This is a genomic window from Mycolicibacterium sp. XJ870, assembly GCF_053483975.1.
This window is the reverse complement of the sequence record NZ_JBEFTI010000003.1, coordinates 25221-44259: the sequence shown is the minus strand read 5'-3', so window position 1 is coordinate 44259 and position 19039 is coordinate 25221. Positions and strand designations below refer to the sequence as shown.

Below are 19039 nucleotides of genomic sequence, written 5' to 3'. Positions count from 1 at the left end.
GATGACCGCCCCCATTTGGCTGGCCCTGCCACCCGAGGTGCACTCGTCGCTGCTCAGCAGCGGCCCGGGCCCCGGGTCGTTGCTGGCCGCCGCGGGGGCGTGGCAGTCGCTGAGTACCGAATATGCCTCCGCGGCAGCAGAACTCACCAGTGTCCTGGGTGCGGTTCAGGCCGGATCATGGGAGGGGCCGAGCTCCGAGCAGTACGTCGCGGCGCACGGCCCGTACCTGATGTGGTTGGCCCAGCAGAGCGCCAACAGCGCGGCGGTCGCGGTGCAGCACGAGACGGCGGCGGCGGCGTATTCCGCCGCGTTGGCGACGATGCCGACGTTGCCGGAGTTGGCCCTCAACCATGTCGTGCACGGAGTCTTGTTGGCGACGAACTTCTTCGGCATCAACACCATTCCGATCGCGGTCAACGAGGCCGACTACGTCAGGATGTGGATCCAGGCGGCGACCACGATGAGCACCTATCAGGCGGTGTCCGGCGCGGCGGTTGCCGCGACGCCGATGAGCACTCCGGCACCGTTCATGCTGAAACCCGGTGTGGGTGAGGCCGGCACTGCCTCGGCGAACGTCCAGCAGATGGCGGCGCAGGTCCAGGCCACTGATTCCGGTTCGGCGCTGGAGAACTCGAACATCATCACCGACCTTCTCGAGCAGTATCTGCAAGGGGTTCCCGGCGGCCAGGAGATCATCGATTTTCTGAAGAATCCGCTGGAAAATCTCGGGACAATCATCAGCGATTTCATGGCCGACCCGGCGGCCGCGCTCGTCACCTGGGGGCCGCTCCTGCAGGCCGTGGCCTACCAGGTCTTCACCAACCTGGTCGGCTGGCCCACGTGGGCAATGATCTTGGCCTCGCCCTTCCTGATACCGGCGTTGGCCGCGCTCGGCATCACCGGTCTGGTGCTGCTCACCGATCACCTGATGAAGCCGCCGGCCGAGGTGCCGGCCGACGCGCCTCCGGAGGCCGTCGCGCCGCGGACCGAGCAGCAGAATGCGTTGCCGGCCGTCGGTGTCGCGCCGGCCGGGTTCACCGGCACGGCCGCCGGTGCACCTGCCCCCAGTGCGGCCCCGAGCGCAGCGCCGGCCTCCGCTGCGGCGCCGGCGCTTGCGACATTCGTCCCGTACGCCGTGGCAGGGCAGGACCCCGGCGAGGGTTTCACCCCGACGGTGGGCAGCAAGAGCAGCGCCTCGGCACCGGCTTCGGGGATCCCCGCGGCCGCCTCTGGAGTTGCCGCGTCACTGGCGGCCAGGCGCAAGAGCCGGCGCAAGCGCGGTGCGCAGGTGGATGAGCGTGGCTATGCCGACGCCTACATGGACTACGAGGAACCCGATCCAGATCCCGCACCACAATCCGAGCCGCGGGTGCGGGCGTCGGAGCGCGGTGCCGGTGCGATGGGATTCACCGGTACCGCAACAAGATCCGATGCCACGGCGGCAGGGCTGGCCACCCTGGCCGGCGACAATTTCGACGACAGTCCGGTCAGCCCGATGCTGCCCGGTACCTGGGATCCCGACGAGACCCGCGGTGCGACCCCCGGCGATCCGGAAGGGGGTCCGCGCAGCTGACCAGACCACTTTTTCACCACCATCTGTCAACGATCCGAAAGGAAGCACCATGAGCATGTTGGACGCTCACATCCCCCAGCTGATCGCCTCCGAGGCGGCTTTCGGCGCCAAGGCCGCGCTGATGCGCAGCACCATCTCCGGGGCCGAACAGGCCGCCATGTCGTCTCAGGCCTTCCACATGGGTGAAGCCTCGGCCGCGTTCCAGGCGGCACATGCCCGGTTCGTCGAGGTCTCGGCCAAGGTCAACGCCCTGCTCGACATCGCCCAGCTCAACCTCGGCGACGCCGCAGGCACCTACGTGGCGCAGGACGCCGCCGCGGCCAGCACCTACACCGCTATCTGACCTAATAACCAGCAGATACAGGAGTTTTCATGTCTCAGATCATGTACAACTACCCGGCCATGCTCGCCCATGCCGGGGAGATGAACACCTACTCGGGCGCATTGCACGCGGTAGGTGCCGACATCGCCGCCGAGCAGGCCGCGCTGAGCAGTGCTTGGCAGGGTGACACCGGGATGACCTACCAGGCCTGGCAGGCGCAATGGAACCAGGCCATGGAGGAACTGGTCCGCGCCTACCGTTCGATGGCAGCCACTCACGAGACGAACACTCTGTCGATGAGTGCCCGCGACGCGGCTGAAGGCGCCAAGTGGGGCTGATGTTTGGTTGCCGGAGGCGCCACATTGGGCACAGTGGGCGCTAACGCTGTTGAGCTGACCACCGAGCAGGCCTGGTACGTCGCCGACGTGCTGGGCGCCGGGGCGTTCCCGTGGGTGCTGGCCATCACGCCGCCCTACAGCGAACCGGTGCAGCGGTCGCAGTTTGTCGCCGAACAGACAGCTGAACTGACCCGGATGGGCGTGCTCAACTCCGCTGGCGAGGTCAATCCTCAAGTCGCCCAGTGGGTCCGGTTGACCTGCCGGGCGGCGCAATGGCTTGACCTGCGGTTTGTCTCGGGTGGTGGCGATCTGCTGCGCGGCATCGTGGCAAGGCGCGATGGACGTACCGTCGTGGTGTTGCGCAACGCGCAGCTGGTCACCTTCACCGAGATGGACATCAGCTATCCGCACGCCCTGGTTCCGGTGCTCACCGCAGGACTGTCGCAGCGCGCCCCTGCACGGTTCGAGGAGTTCGCGTTGCCGGCCGCGGCCGGCGCGCGTGCGGATGAACAGATCCGCAACGGCACCCCGCTGGCCGAAGTGCTGGGGTTCCTCGGGGTTCCGGCGTCCGCCCGGCCCGTGGTGGAATCGGTGTTCGAAGGACGGCGTACATACGTCGAGATCGTCGCCGGAGAACACCGCGACGGTCACCGTGTCACCACCCAGGTGGGAGTCAGCATCGTGGACACCCCATCGGGCCGGATCCTGGTCTCCCCATCGAAAGCTTTCGACGGGGAATGGGTTTCGACCTTCACCGCGGGCAGACCCGATGCGATCGCAGCGGCGATCGAGCGGCTGACCGCATCCCTGCCCAGCGGCTCATGGTTCCCCGACCAACCGCTCACCCGCGACTTCGACGAAGTCGCAGTAACTCATCGAGAAATACCCCAGAAAGCATAGGAATGTCCGACAACACTGTGATGCCGATCGTGCGGGTGGCCGTGCTGGCCGCTGGAGACGACGGTGGCCGGCTGACCGAGATGGCCTTGCCGTCCGAGTTGCCGCTGCGCGAAATCCTGCCCGCGGTCCAGCGCATCGCGTTGCCCACCACCGGAGAGCTGGAGAGCGCCCCGGACCCGGTGCGGCTCAGCCTGGCCCCGGTCGGTGGAGCACCGTTCAGCCTGGACGCCACCCTCGACACCGTCGGTGTGGTGGACGGCGATCTGCTGGCGCTGCAAGCAGTTCCGGCGGGGCCGCCCGCTCCGCGGATCGTGGAGGACATCGCCGACGCTGCGGTCATCTTCTCGGCTGCGCGTCAGAACCCTTGGGGTGCAGCGCATATCGCGCGGGCCGCGGCGCTGGCCCTGATCGGGCTGATCCTGGTGGGCACCGGACTGGCCGTGGCGCACCGCGTGATCACCGGTGAACTGCTCGGGCTGTTCGTCGTCAGCGGTATCGCCGTGGCCACGGTGCTGGGCACGCTGTCCGTGCGCGGCCGGTCGCCAGTGCTGGCCACCGCACTCGCGGTCACCGCGTTGGTCCCCGTCACCGCGGCCTTCGCGCTCGCTGTGCCAGGTGATTTCGGCGCCCCCAACGTGTTGCTCGCTGCCGCCGGAGTGGCCGCATGGTCGTTGATCAGCATGGCCAGCTCTCCCGACGACCGTGGTATCGCGGTGTTCACCGCCACCGCGGTGGCCGGGGCCGGCGTGCTGTTGGCAGCCGGAGCCGCCACGATCTGGGAGCTTTCGTCGACCATCCTCGGTTGTGTTCTCGTGCTCATCGGCCTGCTGGTCACCGTGCAGGCCGCGCAACTCTCGGCCATGTGGGCGCGGTTCCCGCTGCCGGTGATACCCGCCCCCGGCGATCCGAGCCCGGCCGCCCACCCGCTGTCGGTGCTGCAGGATCTGCCGCGCCGGGTCCGGGTGAGCCAGTCACACCAGACCGGTGTGATCGCCGCGGGAGTGCTGCTCGCAGTTACTGGTTCGGTCGCTCTGGTCGGCTCGCCGACCGCCTCGCCATGGGCCTGGTACATCGTGGTGGCCGCGGCCGCCGGTGCCGCCTTGCGAGCCCGGGTCTGGGACTCCGCGGCGTGCAAGGCCTGGCTGTTGGGTCACTCGTATCTGCTCACCGTCGCGCTGCTGGTCGCGTTCCTCATCGACGGGCGCTACGCGGCAGCGTGGTGGGCCTTGGCCGCCCTCGCCGCGCTGGTGCTGGTGTGGGTCGTCGCGGCGCTCAACCCGCGGGCGGCCTCGCCGGACACCTACTCCTTGCCGATGCGTCGTCTGGTCGGCTTCCTGGCCACCGGCATCGATGCGTCACTGATTCCGGTGATGGCCTTCCTCGTCGGGCTGTTCAGCCTGGTTCTCGACAGGTGATGCATCGGTGATTCACAAAAGCCTGGGCGTCCTCGCGACGGCGGGTCTGGTGCTGCTGATCGGATGCCCGTCCGCGGGCGCCATCGGCCCGCCGGAGGTCGACCCGCAGATCGGCCCACCGCCCGGCAGTGCAGGACCGGTACAAGCGATGGCGCAACGCTCCGAGTGCGCCGTCAACGGCGTGCTGCCCGGTACCGATCCCGGTGTCGTGAGCCCGAACCAGTTGGCGCTCAACCTTCCTGGAGCGTGGCAGCACAGCCGCGGAGAAGGGCAGACCGTCGCGGTCATCGACACCGGTGTGCAGCCGGGACCGCGGCTGCCCAACGTCGAAGGCGGCGGTGACTTCATCGAATCGACCGACGGCCTGACCGACTGTGACGGGCACGGCACTGCCGTCGCGGGCCTGATTGCCGGTCAGCCCGGATCCGACGGCTTTTCTGGCGTGGCACCGGCCGTCCGGCTGATCTCCATCCGGCAGAACTCGCCCCGGTTCGCCCCGCGTACACCGGGTGCGGATGCGGTCGAGGCACGTGCCGCAACGGATGTCGCGAGCCTTGCCCGTGCCGTGGTGCGTGCCGCCGATATGGGCGCGCGGGTCATCAACATCTCCGTCGTGACGTGCCTTCCTGCCGACAAGTCTGTTGACCAGACCGAACTCGGTGCGGCCCTGCGCTATGCCGCGGTCGAGAAGGATGCGGTCATCGTCGCGGCCGCCGGCAACAATCGGGGCGGTGTCTCGACCGGGTCGGCCTGCGAATCCAATCCGCTCTCCAACGCAGGCACCCCGGGCGATGCCCGCAACTGGGGCGGGGTCAACTCAGTCTCGATACCGTCGTGGTGGCAGCCCTACGTGCTCTCGGTCGGCTCGTTGAATGTCACCGGCCAGCCGTCCGGGTTCACCATGGCCGGGCCCTGGGTGGGCATTGCCGCACCGGGGGAGAACATCACATCGGTGAGCAATGCACCCAACGCAGGGTTGTCCAACGCGATGCCCTCGGATCAGGACCGGCTGGTTCCGCTCAGCGGTACGAGCTACGCCGCCGCGTACGTGTCCGGGGTTGCGGCCTTGGTGCGCAGTAAGTATCCGGATCTCAATGCACGCCAGATCGTGCACCGCCTGACCACGACGGCACAGGGCGCGGCGCGGTCGCCGTCCAATGTCATCGGTGCCGGCGGCGTCGATCCGGTGGCGGCACTGACGTGGGACGTCGCCGACATCCCGCTGGACGGCCCCGCAGCCCCCGAAGGCAAACCCATTGCCGCACCGCCAGAACCCGCCCCGCGTGACAACACCCCGCGAATCATCGCTTTCGCCGGCACCGGAGCACTTGCCTTGGCGGCCATCGCTGCGATCGCATACCGACGGAAGGACAAGACCACATGACCGCCCGCCTAGCGCTGGCGTCCGTATTCATCGTCGCGGCGGTGCTGGCCAGACCTTGGCAGACCACCACCGAGCGATGGGTGCTGGGCGTCTCCATTGCCGCCGTGCTCGTGCTGTTCGCATGGTGGGGTGGGCTGTTCTTCACCACGCGGGTCGGCCGGCGGATCGCAATGTGGAGTCGCAACCTGTCGAAAGGCAAGCAGGACAAGGTTGTTGACGACGCCGCGACCGTCGTCCTTCGCGTCGATCCAGCGGTTGCGGCCCAGTTGCCCGTGGTGGTCGACTACCTGGACCGGTACGGCATCCGGTGCGACAAGGTCCGGATCAGCCACCGCGATGCCAACGGCACCCGGCGTTCCTGGATCAGTCTGACTGTGACCGCAACCGACAACCTGGACGCCCTGCGTGCCCGTTCACCGCGAATTCCGTTGCAGGACACCACCGAAGTGGTGGGCCGACGACTGGCCGACCATCTGCGCGAGCATGGCTGGACGGTCACGATCGTCGACGGCGTCGATACCCCGCTACCCGCCCCGGCGAAGGAAACCTGGCGGGGCGTGAAGGACGACTCCGGTTTTGTCGCGGCCTACCAGGTGGCGGTCACCGACCGACTCGACGAGGTGCTCGCTGCGATCGGGACCGTGGACTCCCAGGAGACGTGGACGGCACTGGAATTCACCGGGTCCCCGGCACATCCGCTGCTCACTGTGGGTGCTGCGATCCGTACCGGCGAACGGCCCGGCGTCAAGGCGCCGGCGCCCGGCCTCACCCCGGCCCGGGGACGGCACCGCTTGGCATTGGCGGCGTTGAACCCGTTGTCGTCGAATCGGCTCGACGGCAAGCCGGCCGCGACGCCGGAGACGCTGCTCAAGCGACGGTCAGTCGAACATGAAATCCCGCAGGAAGCGGGTCATCCGGCGTAGGTAGTCCGGCTGGCTCACATGCAGCAGGTGGTTGCCGGGGAACCAGTGGAACGCACAGCGATCCCAGTGTTCCCACAGTATTTCGGCCTGCTGCGGCGGAGCCAGCCGGTCGCCGAGGCCGGTGATGATCAGCCTGCGGTCCTTGGCGATCAGCGGCCGGTAGTTCAACGGCGAGGCGTAGCGCGTAGCAGCCTCCGACAGTTCGGGATCCGTTCTGGCGACAAAACGCTCGAGCGCCACCAGCTTGTTGGCCGGGAACCATTCGTCGACCGTGCGATCCGGGGTGACCACCGGCACGTTCGGGATGACCGCCTGGATGCGGTCGTCGACGCCTGCGAGCAGGGCCGAGGTGAAACCGCCAAGCGAGATGCCGGTGAGCGCGATCCGATCGACGCCGGTGAACTCCAGATAGTCGATGATCGAACGGAAGTCGTGCACCGCCTGGGCCATGCCCTCGGCGAACCCGCCGAAGCCGTTCGCGAAGAAGCCGTAACCGCTGAACGGTGAGAACCTTTCGGCGCGGGCACCGTGAAACGGCAAGGTGTACAACAACACGTCGTAGCCCGACCGGTAGAACCACGGCAGGGACAGGAACAGTCCATTGGCCAGATACGGCGACCCCATGAAACCGTGAATGACGCACAGCGTGGGATGTGGTCCGTCGTTGTGGCGCCAATGCTGGGCACGCACAACGTTGTTGCGCGTGAATCCACCGCACTGCGTGCGCAGTGCTGGATTGACGGCGGTGAAGCTGCTGGAGAATCGAATGTTCTCGACGCGGCCATGCGCGATCCACTCGGCGATCGGATTCGCCGGCCGAGACGAGACGCGGGGCGGCTCGGTCGGGGCGGGGAAGGAGACCTCGGGGTCCTGCGCGGTGGCCAATTCGGCGTAGAACCGCATGTGCTCGTGTTCTGTTCGAGAACCCGAGGGCCGCACGATCGATGTGAGAGTGCGGGGCAGCATGGCTGCGGCGACGATCGACGCGACGCCGGTGCGCAACGCGATATCAGCGGCGGCCGATGCGTCGACGATCGCGCGCTGCCGCACGGTGAGGTCCACCCGCCGCGGCAGGCCACGAGATCCTGCGTCGGCGCCCTGCACATCGGGAATGGGGATTGGCGGATCAACCGGGTCAATGCTGGACGGCTCCACGTTCCCGATGCTAACCGCCGGACTGTAGGTGACCGGTTAATTCAGCCCGAACAGCCGTGCGGCATTGTCGTGCAGCACATTGCGCCGCCAGTCATCGTCGACGTAGGGCAGGTCGATCAGGTTCTGCACGGCCTCGGCATACCCATACGGGATGTTGGGGAAGTCGCTGCCGAACAAGATCCGCTCGCTCAGCGCGTGCAGCCTGTTCGCGTCCGCGGTGGGAAACGGCATGGTGGATTCGACGAACGGCGTGAAGGCCATCGTGGTGTCGAGCCTCACCTGCTCGAATTGCTCGGCGAGGTTCAGGAATTCGGTGTACTCGGGCATGCCCATGTGCGCGACGATCAAGACCAACCGCGGATAGCGACGCAACAGGCGTGCGATCCGGTCCGGGCCGGTGTATTCGCCCGGTACCGGACCCGATCCGCAGTGGATCACGACCGGCACCGCCGCATCTTCGATGAGCCCCCAGACCTCGTCGAGCATGGGATCGTTCGGATCGTAGCGACCCACCTGGATGTGCGCTTTGAAGACTCGCGTGCCGGCATCGATGGCTGCGGCGACGTAGCCCGCGGCGTGCGCTTCGGGGTAGAACGTGGCGGTGGCCAGGCAGTCCGGGGTTTTCGCGGCGAAGTCGATCGCCCACTGATTCAGCCACGCTGCCATGTCCGGCTTGTGCGGGTACACCAGTGAGCTGAATCGCCGCACCCCGAACGACCGCAGCGTGGCGACCCGCTGTTGTTCGTCGGCGCGGTACCTGATCGGCCATTCCCGGCCGATCAGCGGGCCCTGGCCGTCGAAGTACTGCCACACCTTGTCCATCACGGGCTTGGGCATGAAGTGGGTGTGGACGTCGACGATGCCGGGCAGGCCCAGGGAGGTCCAGAGAGCTCGTACTGATTCCGATTCATCCATCGTCAGGGAAGATTAGACCCGTGTGGAATCCCGATACCTATCTGGCCTTCGCCGATTACCGCGGCCGCCCGTTCTACGACCTGTTGACCCGGGTAGGAGCCCTGGCGCCGCGCCGCGTGGTTGATCTGGGCTGTGGGCCGGGCAACCTGACCGAGACGCTGGGCGGGCGCTGGCCGGGGGCGACGTTGGAGGCGTGGGACAGCTCGCCGGAGATGGTGACCGCGGCTCAAGCCCGCGGTATCGACGCTCACCTCGGCGCGATCGAGGAGTGGGCACCGCAGCCCGACACCGATGTGGTGGTGGCCAACGCGGCATTGCAGTGGGTGCCCTCGCATCGTGAGCTCGTGGTGCGCTGGGCGCGGCAACTGGCGGCCGGGTCATGGCTCGCATTCCAGGTGCCGGGCAATTTCGACTCACCCTCGCATCAGGCCGTGCGGGAAGTGGCGCGCATGGCGCCGTTCGCGGATGCCTTGCGCGACATGCCCTGGCGCGATGCACATCAAGTGGACACCCCGGTGGAGTACGCCGGAATGCTCACCGATGCCGACTGCGTGGTGGACGCCTGGGAAACCACCTATGTGCACCAATTAACCGGTGACACACCGGTTTTGGATTGGATCACCGGTACCGCGCTCACCCAGGTCAAGAGCCGGCTGAGCGAGGAGGCCTGGCAGCAGTACCGCAAGGCCATCATCCCGCTGCTGGCACAGGCATATCCGGCCCGGCCGGACGGCACCACGTTCTTCCCGTTCCGCCGGGTGTTCGTCGTCGCCCAAACCCAGTGATTCGTGGCGTCTTAGCCGTACTGCGTGCGGGAAAAACTCCACAAATCACAGGGGTTAGAGGGGTAGGCCTGCCGTCTCGGCGTCCAGCCGGTACCGGTCCACCCATGCGTCGGAGCGTTGGTCGGCCTGGCGTTCCAGCACCGGGGCCGGGGCCAGGCGCGGGTCGAGGCCGAGTGCCTCGAGCACGGTTCCCACCACCTGGGTGAGGTTGCGCCACAGGTATGGGTAGGAGACGTCGATGGGTTTGATGTCTTCTTCGGCGAACCAGTCCCGCCAGGCTTCTTCCTGTGCGCGCAACATCATGATGATGTGGGCGATCGCGCCCGCGTGGTACTCGGCGCGGGCGTCGCGCACCGGATCCGGTCTGCCCCGCCACACCCTGGTCTGCACTGCCCGCCAGAACGAAACCGCTTGGGAGACCACGTCTGGCCGGTACACGTGGATCAGTACCGGATCGCTGCCGACGACGTCGCGGATCGCCGAGAGAAGCCCCGGCCCAGAGTTGTCCGGCAGTCCCTTGGCGCGGTCCATCAGCAGCGGCGTCTGGTTCCACATCAGCTTTCCGCCCCAGATGCCGTTGGGCGTGCGCCCCACCGTCTGGATGTAGTCACGCCAGATGTTCGACGGGGCCAGGTCCGGCTTTCCTTCGTCGAGCGGATCGAGCAGCCTCAGGATCGACTGATCGTCGATGTCGGCGAACCACTGCCGCGGCTGCGGCGATTGGCTGGTGGTCGGCAGGTATTGGAAGAACTCCTGCGGTTCACCGGCCACGCCGGTGGCGCGCAGTGACTCCACCAGCAGCGTGCTGCCGCTGCGCTGCGACGCGAGCACCAGGTAGGCGGTCGGGTGGTCGGGCATGCGCGAGACTCTAGCGCCATTTGATTTGCAGTGGTGGCCCTACGTAACGCACGTCTTTTCGTGCGCGGTGACGAAAACTATTGGTGTGTTTCGGTGATACCGCGTTCGGACGCGATGGGCGACCGGCTGGTGGCGGGGCGACCATGGATATGCAGATAAGTGTCGGTGTATCGCTCGGATATTCGGGTTCCCGCGAAATCAGAGGGAATGACGTCGAGCGTTTTCTGCCGCCAGTCGTTGAGTAGCAGTGCCAACTCGTCCGCGACCGCTTCCGCTTTGTCGGTGGCTCCAGGTCCGAGCAGGTTGTCGGACTCCGTCGGATCCGCAATGAGGTCGTAGAGCTCGCGGCCGGGCCGCGGTGCGAGCACGTCGCCCGCCAGTGTCCTACCGGGCGGGCTGTCGGCGATATCCCAGGGCAGGTCCAACAATGGCCGAGGGGCGTAATTCTCGATGTAGCTGTATTCCTTCGTTCGGATGGCACGAATTGGATCGAATGAATCGTGATAGGTCTTTGTGGTGTACACCTCGGTGCGTACTTGCCGGAGATCTTCGGTGTGGTCGATCAGGTTGCTGGCGTGTGACAAACCGTCGACCTCGCGGGGAATATCGACACCGAGCAGTTCGAGCAAGGTGGGCACCAGGTCGACGCCGCTGAACAGTTCGTCATAGCGGCGCGGCGCGATACCGGCCCGGCGGGGCGGCCGCACGATCAGCGCAATGCCCGTGCCGGCGTCGTACAGCGTCGACTTCGCTCTCGGCAGCGCTGGACCGTGGTCGGTCATGAACACCACCCAGGTGGTCTCGTCGAGTCCGGTCGCCGCGAGGGTGTCGAGCAGCTCGCCGACCTTGGCGTCGGCAACCGCAATCGAGCCGTAGAACTGCGCAAGGTCTTCACGGACCGCATCGGTGTCGGGGAGATAGTCGGGCACTGCGACCGTGGCGGGGTCGCCGGGTTCGTAGCGATCGCGCGGATACGGGCGGTGCGTCTCGAAGAAGCCGGTGGTGAGCAGGAACGGTTGCGGTGGCGGGGCGGTCAGCCACCCGACGGCCTGTTCGACGACGTATTCGCAGTAGGAGTTGGACACGTCGAACTCGTCGAAACCGAGCTTCGCCGGATACGACGTTTCGTGCTGCATGCCGAACAGCGCTGTGTGCCAGCCTGATTCGGACAGAATGTGGGGGAGGGTGCGCACCCCGGCACGGTACTCCCAACCGTGGTGGGTCAGGCCCAGCAGGCCGTTGCTCTGCGGGTAGCGACCGGTGAACAGCGATCCGCGCGACGGCGAGCACAACGGTGCGGTGGCGTGCGCGCGGGTGAACACAATCCCCTCGGCCGCGAATTGGTCGAGGTGGGGGCTGCGCACGTCCGAGTGGCCGTAGGCGCCGAGATAGCGCCCGAGGTCATGCCAGTGCACGATCAGCAGGTTCTGCCGTTGCGGCTCGGTCACGTCACATCCTTCCTGTCACTCGACGACCGAACAGCCTTGGCCGCGGACCCGCAAGCGTTTGACTCATCGAGAAGCTACGGGTGGTACGGCACCCCGATCGTCCGGAACACGTACTCCGGGGCCACATCGAACGCCAGGGACCGGCGCGGCACGCGCGCCAGGACGTCGTCGGGTATGGCGGTCTTGTAGTGCAACGATAGATGCCCTTCGCAGCGCGGATCGATCTCGGCCAGATCGGCGTCCAAGGTGAGACCGGTGGGCGTGAGTTCGGCCTTGACCGCGCCACCCTGCGGTGCCGTCCAGGCCTGGTCGATGCTGCGGCCGGCCAGCTTGGGCATCGTCGCCATGGTCGCCAGCACGCGCTCATTGGTGAGTACAAGGGAACCGGCGTAACTGGCGATGCTGCCCGCGGACCGCTTGCCTGGGATGGAACCGGTGAATCGCCTGGTGATCGGGACATACTGGGCGAGAAAGACGATGCCTTCGGCTTCGGTCTCCGCGCGCAGAGCGTCCGGAAGACGGCCGATGCGCAGCAGCTTTCGCAGAAACAGTGCCATGTCTGCACGGTAGCTCGCCATCGTTGGCGAGCCGTTGGAGCTGGTAGAGATGATCGAGTGGGGACGACACGTACCGGACTGCTGATCGCTTCGGCGGTTGTCGCCGTCGCGCTGTACGCGCTGTTGTGGGTCGGTTACGGCCTGCACTGGAACTGGCTGGTCGAGTTGGACGATGCCGGCCTGGCCGGCCCGTTCCGATACGGGACCGCCCATCCTGCCTGGGTGACGGGCTGGGACGTGTTCTGCACCGTGTTCGGTCCGATGGCGTTCCGGCTGGTGGGCTTGGTGCTCATCGTTGTCGCGTTGGTGCGGCGGCACTTCCGCATCGCGCTGTTTCTGCTGCTGACCATCGCACTGAACGGCATCGTGATCCAGCTCGCCAAGGCGCTGGCCGACCGCCCGCGCCCGCCGTCGGCACTCGTCTACGCGTCGTGGTCGTCGTTCCCGTCGGGGCATGCGCTCGGGGTGATGGTCAGCGTGCTGGCCTTGCTCGCCGTGGCGTGGCCGCTGTTGCGTCCCGCGTCGCGTGGTTGGTGGGTGGCGGCAGGGCTCGCGCTCGTCGTCGCGATAGGGATCGGTCGGGTGGTGCTCAACGTCCACCATCCGTCCGACGTGCTGGCCGGCTGGGCGCTGGGTTATGCCTACTTCGTGGGGTGCCTGCTGCTGGCTCCGCCGTATCCGACGGTCACTGCAGTGGCCGAAACACCGGCAGCGCCCGGTATCGCACGCTGAAGGTGGCTTCGTTGCACGCTTCACCGACCTCTCCGTCATGGGCGAGCATCGCGGGCCCGCCGACGGTCGCGAACCGGAACTCCGGCACCTGTAATTCGTGGTAGAGCGGGCTGCGTTCCAGCCGGCCCAGCGCAACCGCCGTCGCGATCCTGGTGCGGCTGAACCGGCGCCCGGTCTCCAGGATCCGTACGTCAAGCAGGCCGTCGTCCATGCGCTGGCGGACCGACGGGGCGAAGCCCGACGGCATATACGTCGAGTTGCCCAGGAAGAACAGCGAAGTGTCCAAAGTCTTGTCGTCGTAGGTGATGCGCACCGGATCGTCGCGGCGCAACGTGAGGTACATCGCGTACACGCCGGCCAGCCGTTTGCCCAACCGATGTTCGAGCTTTTCCCGCCTCCGCACATACTTCGGGTACGCACCGATGCTCGCGGTGTTGATCACCATTTGTTTCTCGTTGAGGCACACCAGGTCCACATATGCAGCCGTGCCCTGCCGGATGGCTTCGACGGTACGGGCCACCGAATCGCAGCCGATGTCTCTGGCGAAGTGATTGAACGTCCCGCCGGGGAACACGGCCAGCGGAACACCCGTGTCGAGGACTACGCCTGCTGCGCAAGCCACCGTCCCGTCGCCGCCGCCGACCGCCAGCACCTCACAGCGCGAGGCCGCATCGCGCAGCGCCTTCTCCAGATCGTCGTCGTCGGTGAGTTCGACGATTTCCGCGCCGGGCAGGGTCTTTCGCACCTCGTCGAGGATGCGGGCGCCGGTGCCGCCGCCGGAGGCCGGGTTGATCACCAACACGACCCCGGCGCCGTCCGGGCGTGGATCGGTCTTGAACCGCAGCGGTGCGACGTTGGGTCGATTGACGGCCGTCGGTATCGGCGGCACCACTTTGGCGCCGAGGATCGCGATGCCTGCGCCGATGCCGAAGCCGGCGAACACGTCGCCGGGATAGTGCGCACCGGTGGCCACCCGGGACAGCCCGACCAGCCCCGCCAGCAGGGCCAGCGTCAGACCGACCGGCGGGCTTTCCAGCCCGACACCCACGGCGAACGCTGCAGCGCTGGCGGAATGGCCGGACGGCAGGGAGTGAGAGGTCGGTACCCGCCGGGTCCTGCGGGCGGTCGGTATCAGGGTGCGGTCGGGTCGGGGCCTGCGCCATATCCGCTTGGCCACCTGGTTGGTCACCAGGCTGGTCACCGCAAGGCTGGCGATGCCACGGCTGACGCCGCGCCGCACCGACGCGCCGCCCACCGCTCCGAGGCCGGCAGCGATCGCGAACCACAGTTTCGAATGGTCGGCAGCCCTACTGAGCTTGGGCATCGCGGCATCCAGCAACGGGCTGGGTGATTCGGCAACTGCTTCGAAGACCTCGCGGTCCAGCGTTCCCAGCCCCTTGCCGATCCTGCGCACATCCATGACGCCAACATATCCGGTCTCTTGACAAATAAAACTGTCAAGAGTGACGATGGCAACGTGCTGGAGCTGGAGGTCATCGACGATCCGTCGGCGGCCGTCGTCGCGTTGGATCCGATCCGCAGCCGCCTGCTGGCTGAGCTGCATGAGCCTGCCTCGGCTGCGACGCTGGCCGCCCGAGTCGGAATCACCCGGCAGAAGGTCAATTACCACCTGCGGGCGCTGGAACAGCACCAGCTGGTGACCGTCGCGGGGGAACGCCAGTGGGGTGGGCTCACCGAGCGACTCCTGGTGGCGACCGCGTCGTCGTACGTGGTGTCGCCCGGCGCGCTCGGGCCCGCCGCGGCGGACCCTGGCCGGGCCAACGACCGGCTGTCCGCGAGTTATCTGATCGCGCTGTCCGCGCGGACCGTGCGGGAGGTCGGTGGTCTGTGGCGCACGGCGCGGGCCAGGAACAAGCGGCTGGCCACACTGTCGGTCGACACCGTGATCCGGTTCCGCACACCGGCTGACCGCGCCGCCTTCACGCGCGAGCTGTCCGAGGCGGTCACGTCCCTGGCGGCCCGTTACCACGACGACGGCCATCCAGCCGGACGCGAGCACCGGCTGGTTGTCGCCGCATACCCGAAACCGAACACCGAGGAGCTGAAATGCCGCTGAGGAAAGACGATTCCGGCCGCCGCTGGGTCGAGATGGAATTTCTGGTGCCGGGAACCCCCGAACAGGTGTGGCAGGCCATCGCCACCGGGCCGGGGATGAGCGCCTGGTTCACCCCCACGACTGTCGACGAACGAGTCGGTGGTGCAATCACATTCGACTTCGGGGAGGAGAACTGCGGTGACCCGTCGTCGTCCGGCATCGTCACCGGCTGGGAGCCCCCGGTGCGGTTCAGTTACGAGGAGCCGGGCTGGAACGGCGACGCGCCGCCGGTGGCCACCGAGGTGGTGGTCAGAAGCAGCTCCGGTGATTCCTGCGTGGTCCGGTTGGTGCACAGCCTGTTCACCGAAAAGGACGACTGGGACGACGAATTGGAGAGCTTCGAGGGCGGATGGCCCGGATTCTTCGAAGTGCTGCGGGTCTACCTCAGGCACTACGCCGGGCAACCCGCCGCGGCAGTGCACGCCACGACCGGCCGCCCCGGCCCGATGCCCGCGTTGTGGTCACGGCTCACCACTGCACTCAATCTGGCCGGGGCGAACATCGGTGATCGCGTCGAAACCTCGGGGAATGCGCCCCGACTGGCCGGCGTCGTCGAACGCTTCAAGCTGGACGCACAGACGTGTGAGTTGATGATCCGCCTCGACGAACCCTGTCATGGCGTCGCGGTCTTCGGCAGTTACCCGGTAGGCGACGAGACACGGGTAGTGGTCACCCTGTATCTGTACGGGGCCCAGGCTGCTTCGACCGCGGCGGCCGAACAACCGCGATGGAAAGCCTGGTTGCAGGACCGCTTGGAGAGTGAGAAAGCCGCGACGTGATCGTGTCCCAACCTTGATCGACGCGTGAGCCGCGACGGCCAGGATGGACGGGTGCGTCGACTGCTGGCCTTACTCAGCGCAGCCGTCCTCGCGTTCACCTGCGCACCGGTCGCCGTCGCCGTCGACGCGCCGTGGTTCGCGCAATCGGTTGGCAACGCCACCCAGGTGATTTCCGTTGTCGGCGTGGGTGGTTCGAAGGCAAAAATGGATGTTTGGCAGCGCGGGCCTGCCGGCTGGCAGCCGATCGGCGTCGGCATCCCCGCGAACATCGGGTCCAACGGCATGGCGCCGCAAACCCATGACGGCGAGATGAAAACGCCGATGGGCATCTTCACGCTCGACTTCGCGTTCGGGACCGCGCCCAACCCGGGCGGGGGCCTGCAGTATGTCCAAGTGGGCCCGGATCACTGGTGGGACGGCGATATGAAGAGCCCGACCTACAACACCATGCAGGTGTGCAAGAAGGCGCAGTGCCCGTTCAACACCGACCTGAGCAGCGGTACCGAGAATCTCCAGATCCCGCAGTACAAGCACGCGGTCGTGATGGGCGTCAACAAGGCCCGGGTGCCCGGCAACGGCGGTGCGTTCTTTGTGCACACCACCGACGGCGGGCCCACCGCGGGATGTGTGGCGATCGAAGACGCCACACTCGTGCAGATCATGCGATGGCTGCGACCAGGCGCGCTGATCGCCGTCGCGAAGTAACGTCAAATATTCAGCGCGGTACCGGGTTTCAGCTTGAAATTCAACCCCTCCAGCGACATGGTGGCGTCGTAGGTGCGGTCATAGCCCGTGGCACTGATCTTCCAGCCGTCACTCGTGCGGCGGTAGCGGTCGTGGTAGAACGCCGCCCCGATCAGCATGAAGTTGAAGTCTGCGGCGATCACGCGGTCCTGTAGGTACCAGGTGGCGGTGGCCTCGTCCCCGTCGACGGTGATCTCGGGGTGCGCGACCCGGTGTTCGGTGATGATCTCCGGCCCCAGTGACCGCTTCATGAAGTCCACCAGTGCGGTGCGGTCGGTGAAGTGCAGCGCCTCGCCCAGGGACTGCCCGTAATCTCCGGCGACGTCCTCGGTGAGGGTTTCGGCGAAGTCGTCCCAGTTCTTCGTGTCCAGGGCACGCAGGTACCGGTATTTGACTTGCTTGATCTCATCGATGTCGCTCATGCCCGACATTTCAGCACACCTGCCGTCCGGTCATGGAGGTTATTGGGCGGCAGTGAGGTTCCGGGTGGCCGGGCCTTCCAGCAGAGTGCCGTCGGGGGCGAAGCGTGACCCGTGCAGTGGGCACTCCCAGGATTCGTCGGCGTCGTTCCAGTTGACGATGCCGCCCAGGTGCGGACACACCGGCGACACGCGGTGTTCGACGCCGTCGACCACGCTGCAGGCCTCCAGGTGCCATGGCGGTCCGCTGACCACGCCGCCGTCGTCCGATGGGCGGTTGCCCATCCGGGTGACCGGCGCGATCCAGCCCTTCGCCAGGTGCAGGCCGACCTCGAGGTTGGCCCGCACGGCGGCGGGAACGCCCGACAGCTCGTGCGGGCTCCAACTGGCGAAGGCGTCGGCCCAATCCATCCGGCCGCCCAGGATCCCGCTGGAGAGTGCCAGCGCCGCTGCGGTCCCGTTTGTCATGCCCCACTTGTCGAAGCCTGTTGCCACATAGATCTTGTCGTGGCCGGGCAGGATCGGTCCCACATAGGGCAAGCCGTCGACGGGGGTGTAGTCCTGCGCCGACCAGTAGTGCGTCTGCGTCGCGCCGGGCCAGTGCACCTTCGCCCAGGACGCGAGTTCTTGCACCGACTCGGCCGCGTTGGCCTGGCGGCCGACCAGGTGGCCCGCACCGCCGACGATGAGCCGGTCGCCGTCTGCGGTGGGCGCATACCGCACCGAACGCGTGGGTGAATCGGCCGAGATGTACATGCCGCGGGTGAGGTTCCCCGGTACCCGGAATGCCATGCAGTACGACCGGTGTGGCGTGAGCCGCGCGAAGTATCCACCGCGGTCGAGGATCGGGATTCCCGTGGCCAGAACACACTGGCCTGCGAGCACGTCGAACTCGGTGCCGGCGTGCGTCCGCACGTGGAGTTTGAGCCCGCTCCCGTCGCCGGAAACCTCTTGGACCCTGACGCCTTCGGCCAGCCGCCCGTTGCGCTCGGCCAGTTCGGCAATCAGGCTGTCCAGCAACGGCATCGGATCGAACTGGGCTTGATCCGCCAACTTCACCCCGCCGTGGAACGGAAACGGTACTTGTGCCTCGTCGCTGGCATCGTCGAGCCAGTCGACGTCGAGGCCCGCAGCCCGGCAGGCATCGAGCTCGGCCCGCACCGACGGGACCCCCTCCTCGGACTGTGCGTAGGTGTAGGCGTCCTCGCGCTGAAACCCGATGCCACGCGCCTCGCAGTACCCGGCCAGCCAGTCCTGGCCTTCCAGGTTGCCCTGCACGTACTGCTTGGCGACCTTGGGTCCGTGCTTGCCGACGATCTTCGACATCTTGGTGCCCTGCAACAGGCTGATCTTCGCGGTGGTGTTGCCGGTGGTGCCCGCGCCCGCGGTGTGGGCTTCGAGTACCAGGACATCCCTACCCGCTCGGGCGAGCAACACAGCGGTGATCAGGCCGGTGATACCCGCTCCCACCACGACCACGTCGGCGGTCCGGTTCGTTTCGTCGAGCGGTTGAGGGGCGATCGGTCGCGGGGGGTGGTCAGCAAGCCACAGTGACGTCATGGCCTTGCCTGTACCCCGGCTCGGCAGAACGAAACGGATCACGGTCGAAACGTTGCCCACGGCTCGCCACAAACCGGTGTTCATTAGGCGTGACGCTGCGGGTGCGTGGTTGCTGC

At 67.0% G+C, this 19039-nt stretch carries 20 protein-coding genes; 12 read left to right on the top strand and 8 right to left on the bottom strand.

Features of this window, described 5'->3' with window-relative positions:
* The first annotated feature begins 1 nt into the window (after nt 1).
* From ABQF30_RS15135 to eccE, 7 genes are read left to right on the top strand one after another with little or no spacing between them, the layout of a single operon-like run.
* A complete protein-coding gene (locus ABQF30_RS15135) occupies nt 2-1573 on the top strand; it encodes a PPE domain-containing protein (RefSeq protein ID WP_448465081.1) in 1572 nt (523 codons plus the stop codon).
* Nucleotides 1574-1622: 49 nt separating this feature from the next.
* Entirely contained in the window at nt 1623-1916 is a 294-nt protein-coding gene (gene esxG / locus ABQF30_RS15130; protein WP_448465079.1) for a type VII secretion system protein EsxG, read from the top strand.
* A gap of 29 nt (nt 1917-1945) precedes the next feature.
* Entirely contained in the window at nt 1946-2233 is a 288-nt protein-coding gene (locus ABQF30_RS15125; protein WP_448465077.1) for a WXG100 family type VII secretion target, read from the top strand.
* Nucleotides 2234-2266: 33 nt separating this feature from the next.
* A complete protein-coding gene (locus ABQF30_RS15120; protein ID WP_448465075.1) occupies nt 2267-3133 on the top strand; it encodes an ESX secretion-associated protein EspG in 867 nt (288 codons plus the stop codon).
* A 2-nt stretch (nt 3134-3135) separates the two neighbouring features.
* Nucleotides 3136-4548 (top strand): type VII secretion integral membrane protein EccD, encoded by a 1413-nt coding sequence (eccD, locus tag ABQF30_RS15115; protein ID WP_448465073.1) that lies wholly within the window; start codon nt 3136-3138, stop codon nt 4546-4548.
* 7 nt (nt 4549-4555) lie between these two features.
* On the top strand, nt 4556-5932 hold the full coding sequence (gene mycP, locus ABQF30_RS15110) for a type VII secretion-associated serine protease mycosin (RefSeq protein ID WP_448465071.1): 1377 nt from the start codon (nt 4556-4558) through the stop codon (nt 5930-5932).
* Nucleotides 5929-6855: a type VII secretion protein EccE gene (gene eccE, locus ABQF30_RS15105; RefSeq protein ID WP_448465069.1), complete on the top strand. Its 927-nt coding sequence runs from the start codon at nt 5929-5931 to the stop codon at nt 6853-6855. Before mycP ends, eccE begins: the two co-directional genes overlap by 4 nt.
* Here eccE and ABQF30_RS15100 read toward each other — a convergent pair.
* Both ABQF30_RS15100 and ABQF30_RS15095 read right to left on the bottom strand, forming a co-directional pair.
* Entirely contained in the window at nt 6811-8010 is a 1200-nt protein-coding gene (locus tag ABQF30_RS15100; protein ID WP_448465067.1) for an alpha/beta hydrolase family protein, read from the bottom strand. The two genes, eccE and ABQF30_RS15100, sit on opposite strands and share 45 nt — an antisense overlap.
* 36 nt (nt 8011-8046) lie before the next feature.
* Nucleotides 8047-8925, bottom strand: coding sequence for an amidohydrolase family protein (locus tag ABQF30_RS15095; protein WP_448465065.1), 879 nt, complete (start codon nt 8923-8925; stop codon nt 8047-8049).
* A 20-nt stretch (nt 8926-8945) separates the two neighbouring features.
* Here ABQF30_RS15095 and ABQF30_RS15090 point away from each other — a divergent pair, with 20 nt between their 5' ends.
* On the top strand, nt 8946-9710 hold the full coding sequence (locus ABQF30_RS15090; RefSeq protein WP_448465063.1) for a trans-aconitate 2-methyltransferase: 765 nt from the start codon (nt 8946-8948) through the stop codon (nt 9708-9710).
* A gap of 54 nt (nt 9711-9764) precedes the next feature.
* Here the strand turns inward: ABQF30_RS15090 and stf0 are convergent, their stop codons facing one another.
* The 3 genes from stf0 to ABQF30_RS15075 form a co-directional block, all read right to left on the bottom strand.
* The gene (gene stf0, locus ABQF30_RS15085) at nt 9765-10568 is read right to left on the bottom strand and encodes a trehalose 2-sulfotransferase (protein ID WP_448465061.1); all 804 of its coding nucleotides are present in this window, start codon (nt 10566-10568) and stop codon (nt 9765-9767) included.
* A 77-nt stretch (nt 10569-10645) separates the two neighbouring features.
* Nucleotides 10646-12016 carry a sulfatase family protein gene (locus tag ABQF30_RS15080; protein WP_448465059.1) on the bottom strand — a complete coding sequence of 457 codons (1371 nt, stop codon included), beginning with the start codon at nt 12014-12016 and terminating at the stop codon, nt 10646-10648.
* A gap of 74 nt (nt 12017-12090) precedes the next feature.
* Entirely contained in the window at nt 12091-12573 is a 483-nt protein-coding gene (locus tag ABQF30_RS15075; protein WP_448465057.1) for a hypothetical protein, read from the bottom strand.
* A 57-nt stretch (nt 12574-12630) separates the two neighbouring features.
* Here ABQF30_RS15075 and ABQF30_RS15070 point away from each other — a divergent pair, with 57 nt between their 5' ends.
* Complete coding sequence (locus ABQF30_RS15070; RefSeq protein ID WP_448465055.1) at nt 12631-13305, top strand: phosphatase PAP2 family protein; 675 nt, start codon at nt 12631-12633, stop codon at nt 13303-13305.
* Here the strand turns inward: ABQF30_RS15070 and ABQF30_RS15065 are convergent.
* The gene (locus ABQF30_RS15065; protein ID WP_448465053.1) at nt 13259-14725 is read right to left on the bottom strand and encodes a bifunctional phosphatase PAP2/diacylglycerol kinase family protein; all 1467 of its coding nucleotides are present in this window, start codon (nt 14723-14725) and stop codon (nt 13259-13261) included. The genes ABQF30_RS15070 and ABQF30_RS15065 overlap by 47 nt on opposite strands.
* A 57-nt stretch (nt 14726-14782) precedes the next feature.
* Here ABQF30_RS15065 and ABQF30_RS15060 point away from each other — a divergent pair, with 57 nt between their 5' ends.
* Genes ABQF30_RS15060 through ABQF30_RS15050 form a run of 3 tightly spaced genes read left to right on the top strand, consistent with a single transcriptional unit; the run spans nt 14783 to nt 16905 of the window.
* Nucleotides 14783-15382 carry a helix-turn-helix domain-containing protein gene (locus ABQF30_RS15060; protein ID WP_448465862.1) on the top strand — a complete coding sequence of 200 codons (600 nt, stop codon included), beginning with the start codon at nt 14783-14785 and terminating at the stop codon, nt 15380-15382.
* On the top strand, nt 15373-16200 hold the full coding sequence (locus ABQF30_RS15055) for an SRPBCC family protein (protein ID WP_448465051.1): 828 nt from the start codon (nt 15373-15375) through the stop codon (nt 16198-16200). Before ABQF30_RS15060 ends, ABQF30_RS15055 begins: the two co-directional genes overlap by 10 nt.
* A gap of 51 nt (nt 16201-16251) precedes the next feature.
* Nucleotides 16252-16905: a L,D-transpeptidase family protein gene (locus tag ABQF30_RS15050; RefSeq protein ID WP_448465860.1), complete on the top strand. Its 654-nt coding sequence runs from the start codon at nt 16252-16254 to the stop codon at nt 16903-16905.
* A 2-nt stretch (nt 16906-16907) separates the two neighbouring features.
* On the opposite strand, the gene ABQF30_RS15045 is transcribed toward ABQF30_RS15050, so the two are convergent.
* Both ABQF30_RS15045 and ABQF30_RS15040 read right to left on the bottom strand, forming a co-directional pair.
* On the bottom strand, nt 16908-17366 hold the full coding sequence (locus ABQF30_RS15045) for a nuclear transport factor 2 family protein (RefSeq protein WP_448465049.1): 459 nt from the start codon (nt 17364-17366) through the stop codon (nt 16908-16910).
* A 39-nt stretch (nt 17367-17405) separates the two neighbouring features.
* The gene (locus tag ABQF30_RS15040) at nt 17406-18923 is read right to left on the bottom strand and encodes an FAD-dependent oxidoreductase (RefSeq protein ID WP_448465047.1); all 1518 of its coding nucleotides are present in this window, start codon (nt 18921-18923) and stop codon (nt 17406-17408) included.
* Nucleotides 18924-19039 lie beyond the last annotated feature (116 nt).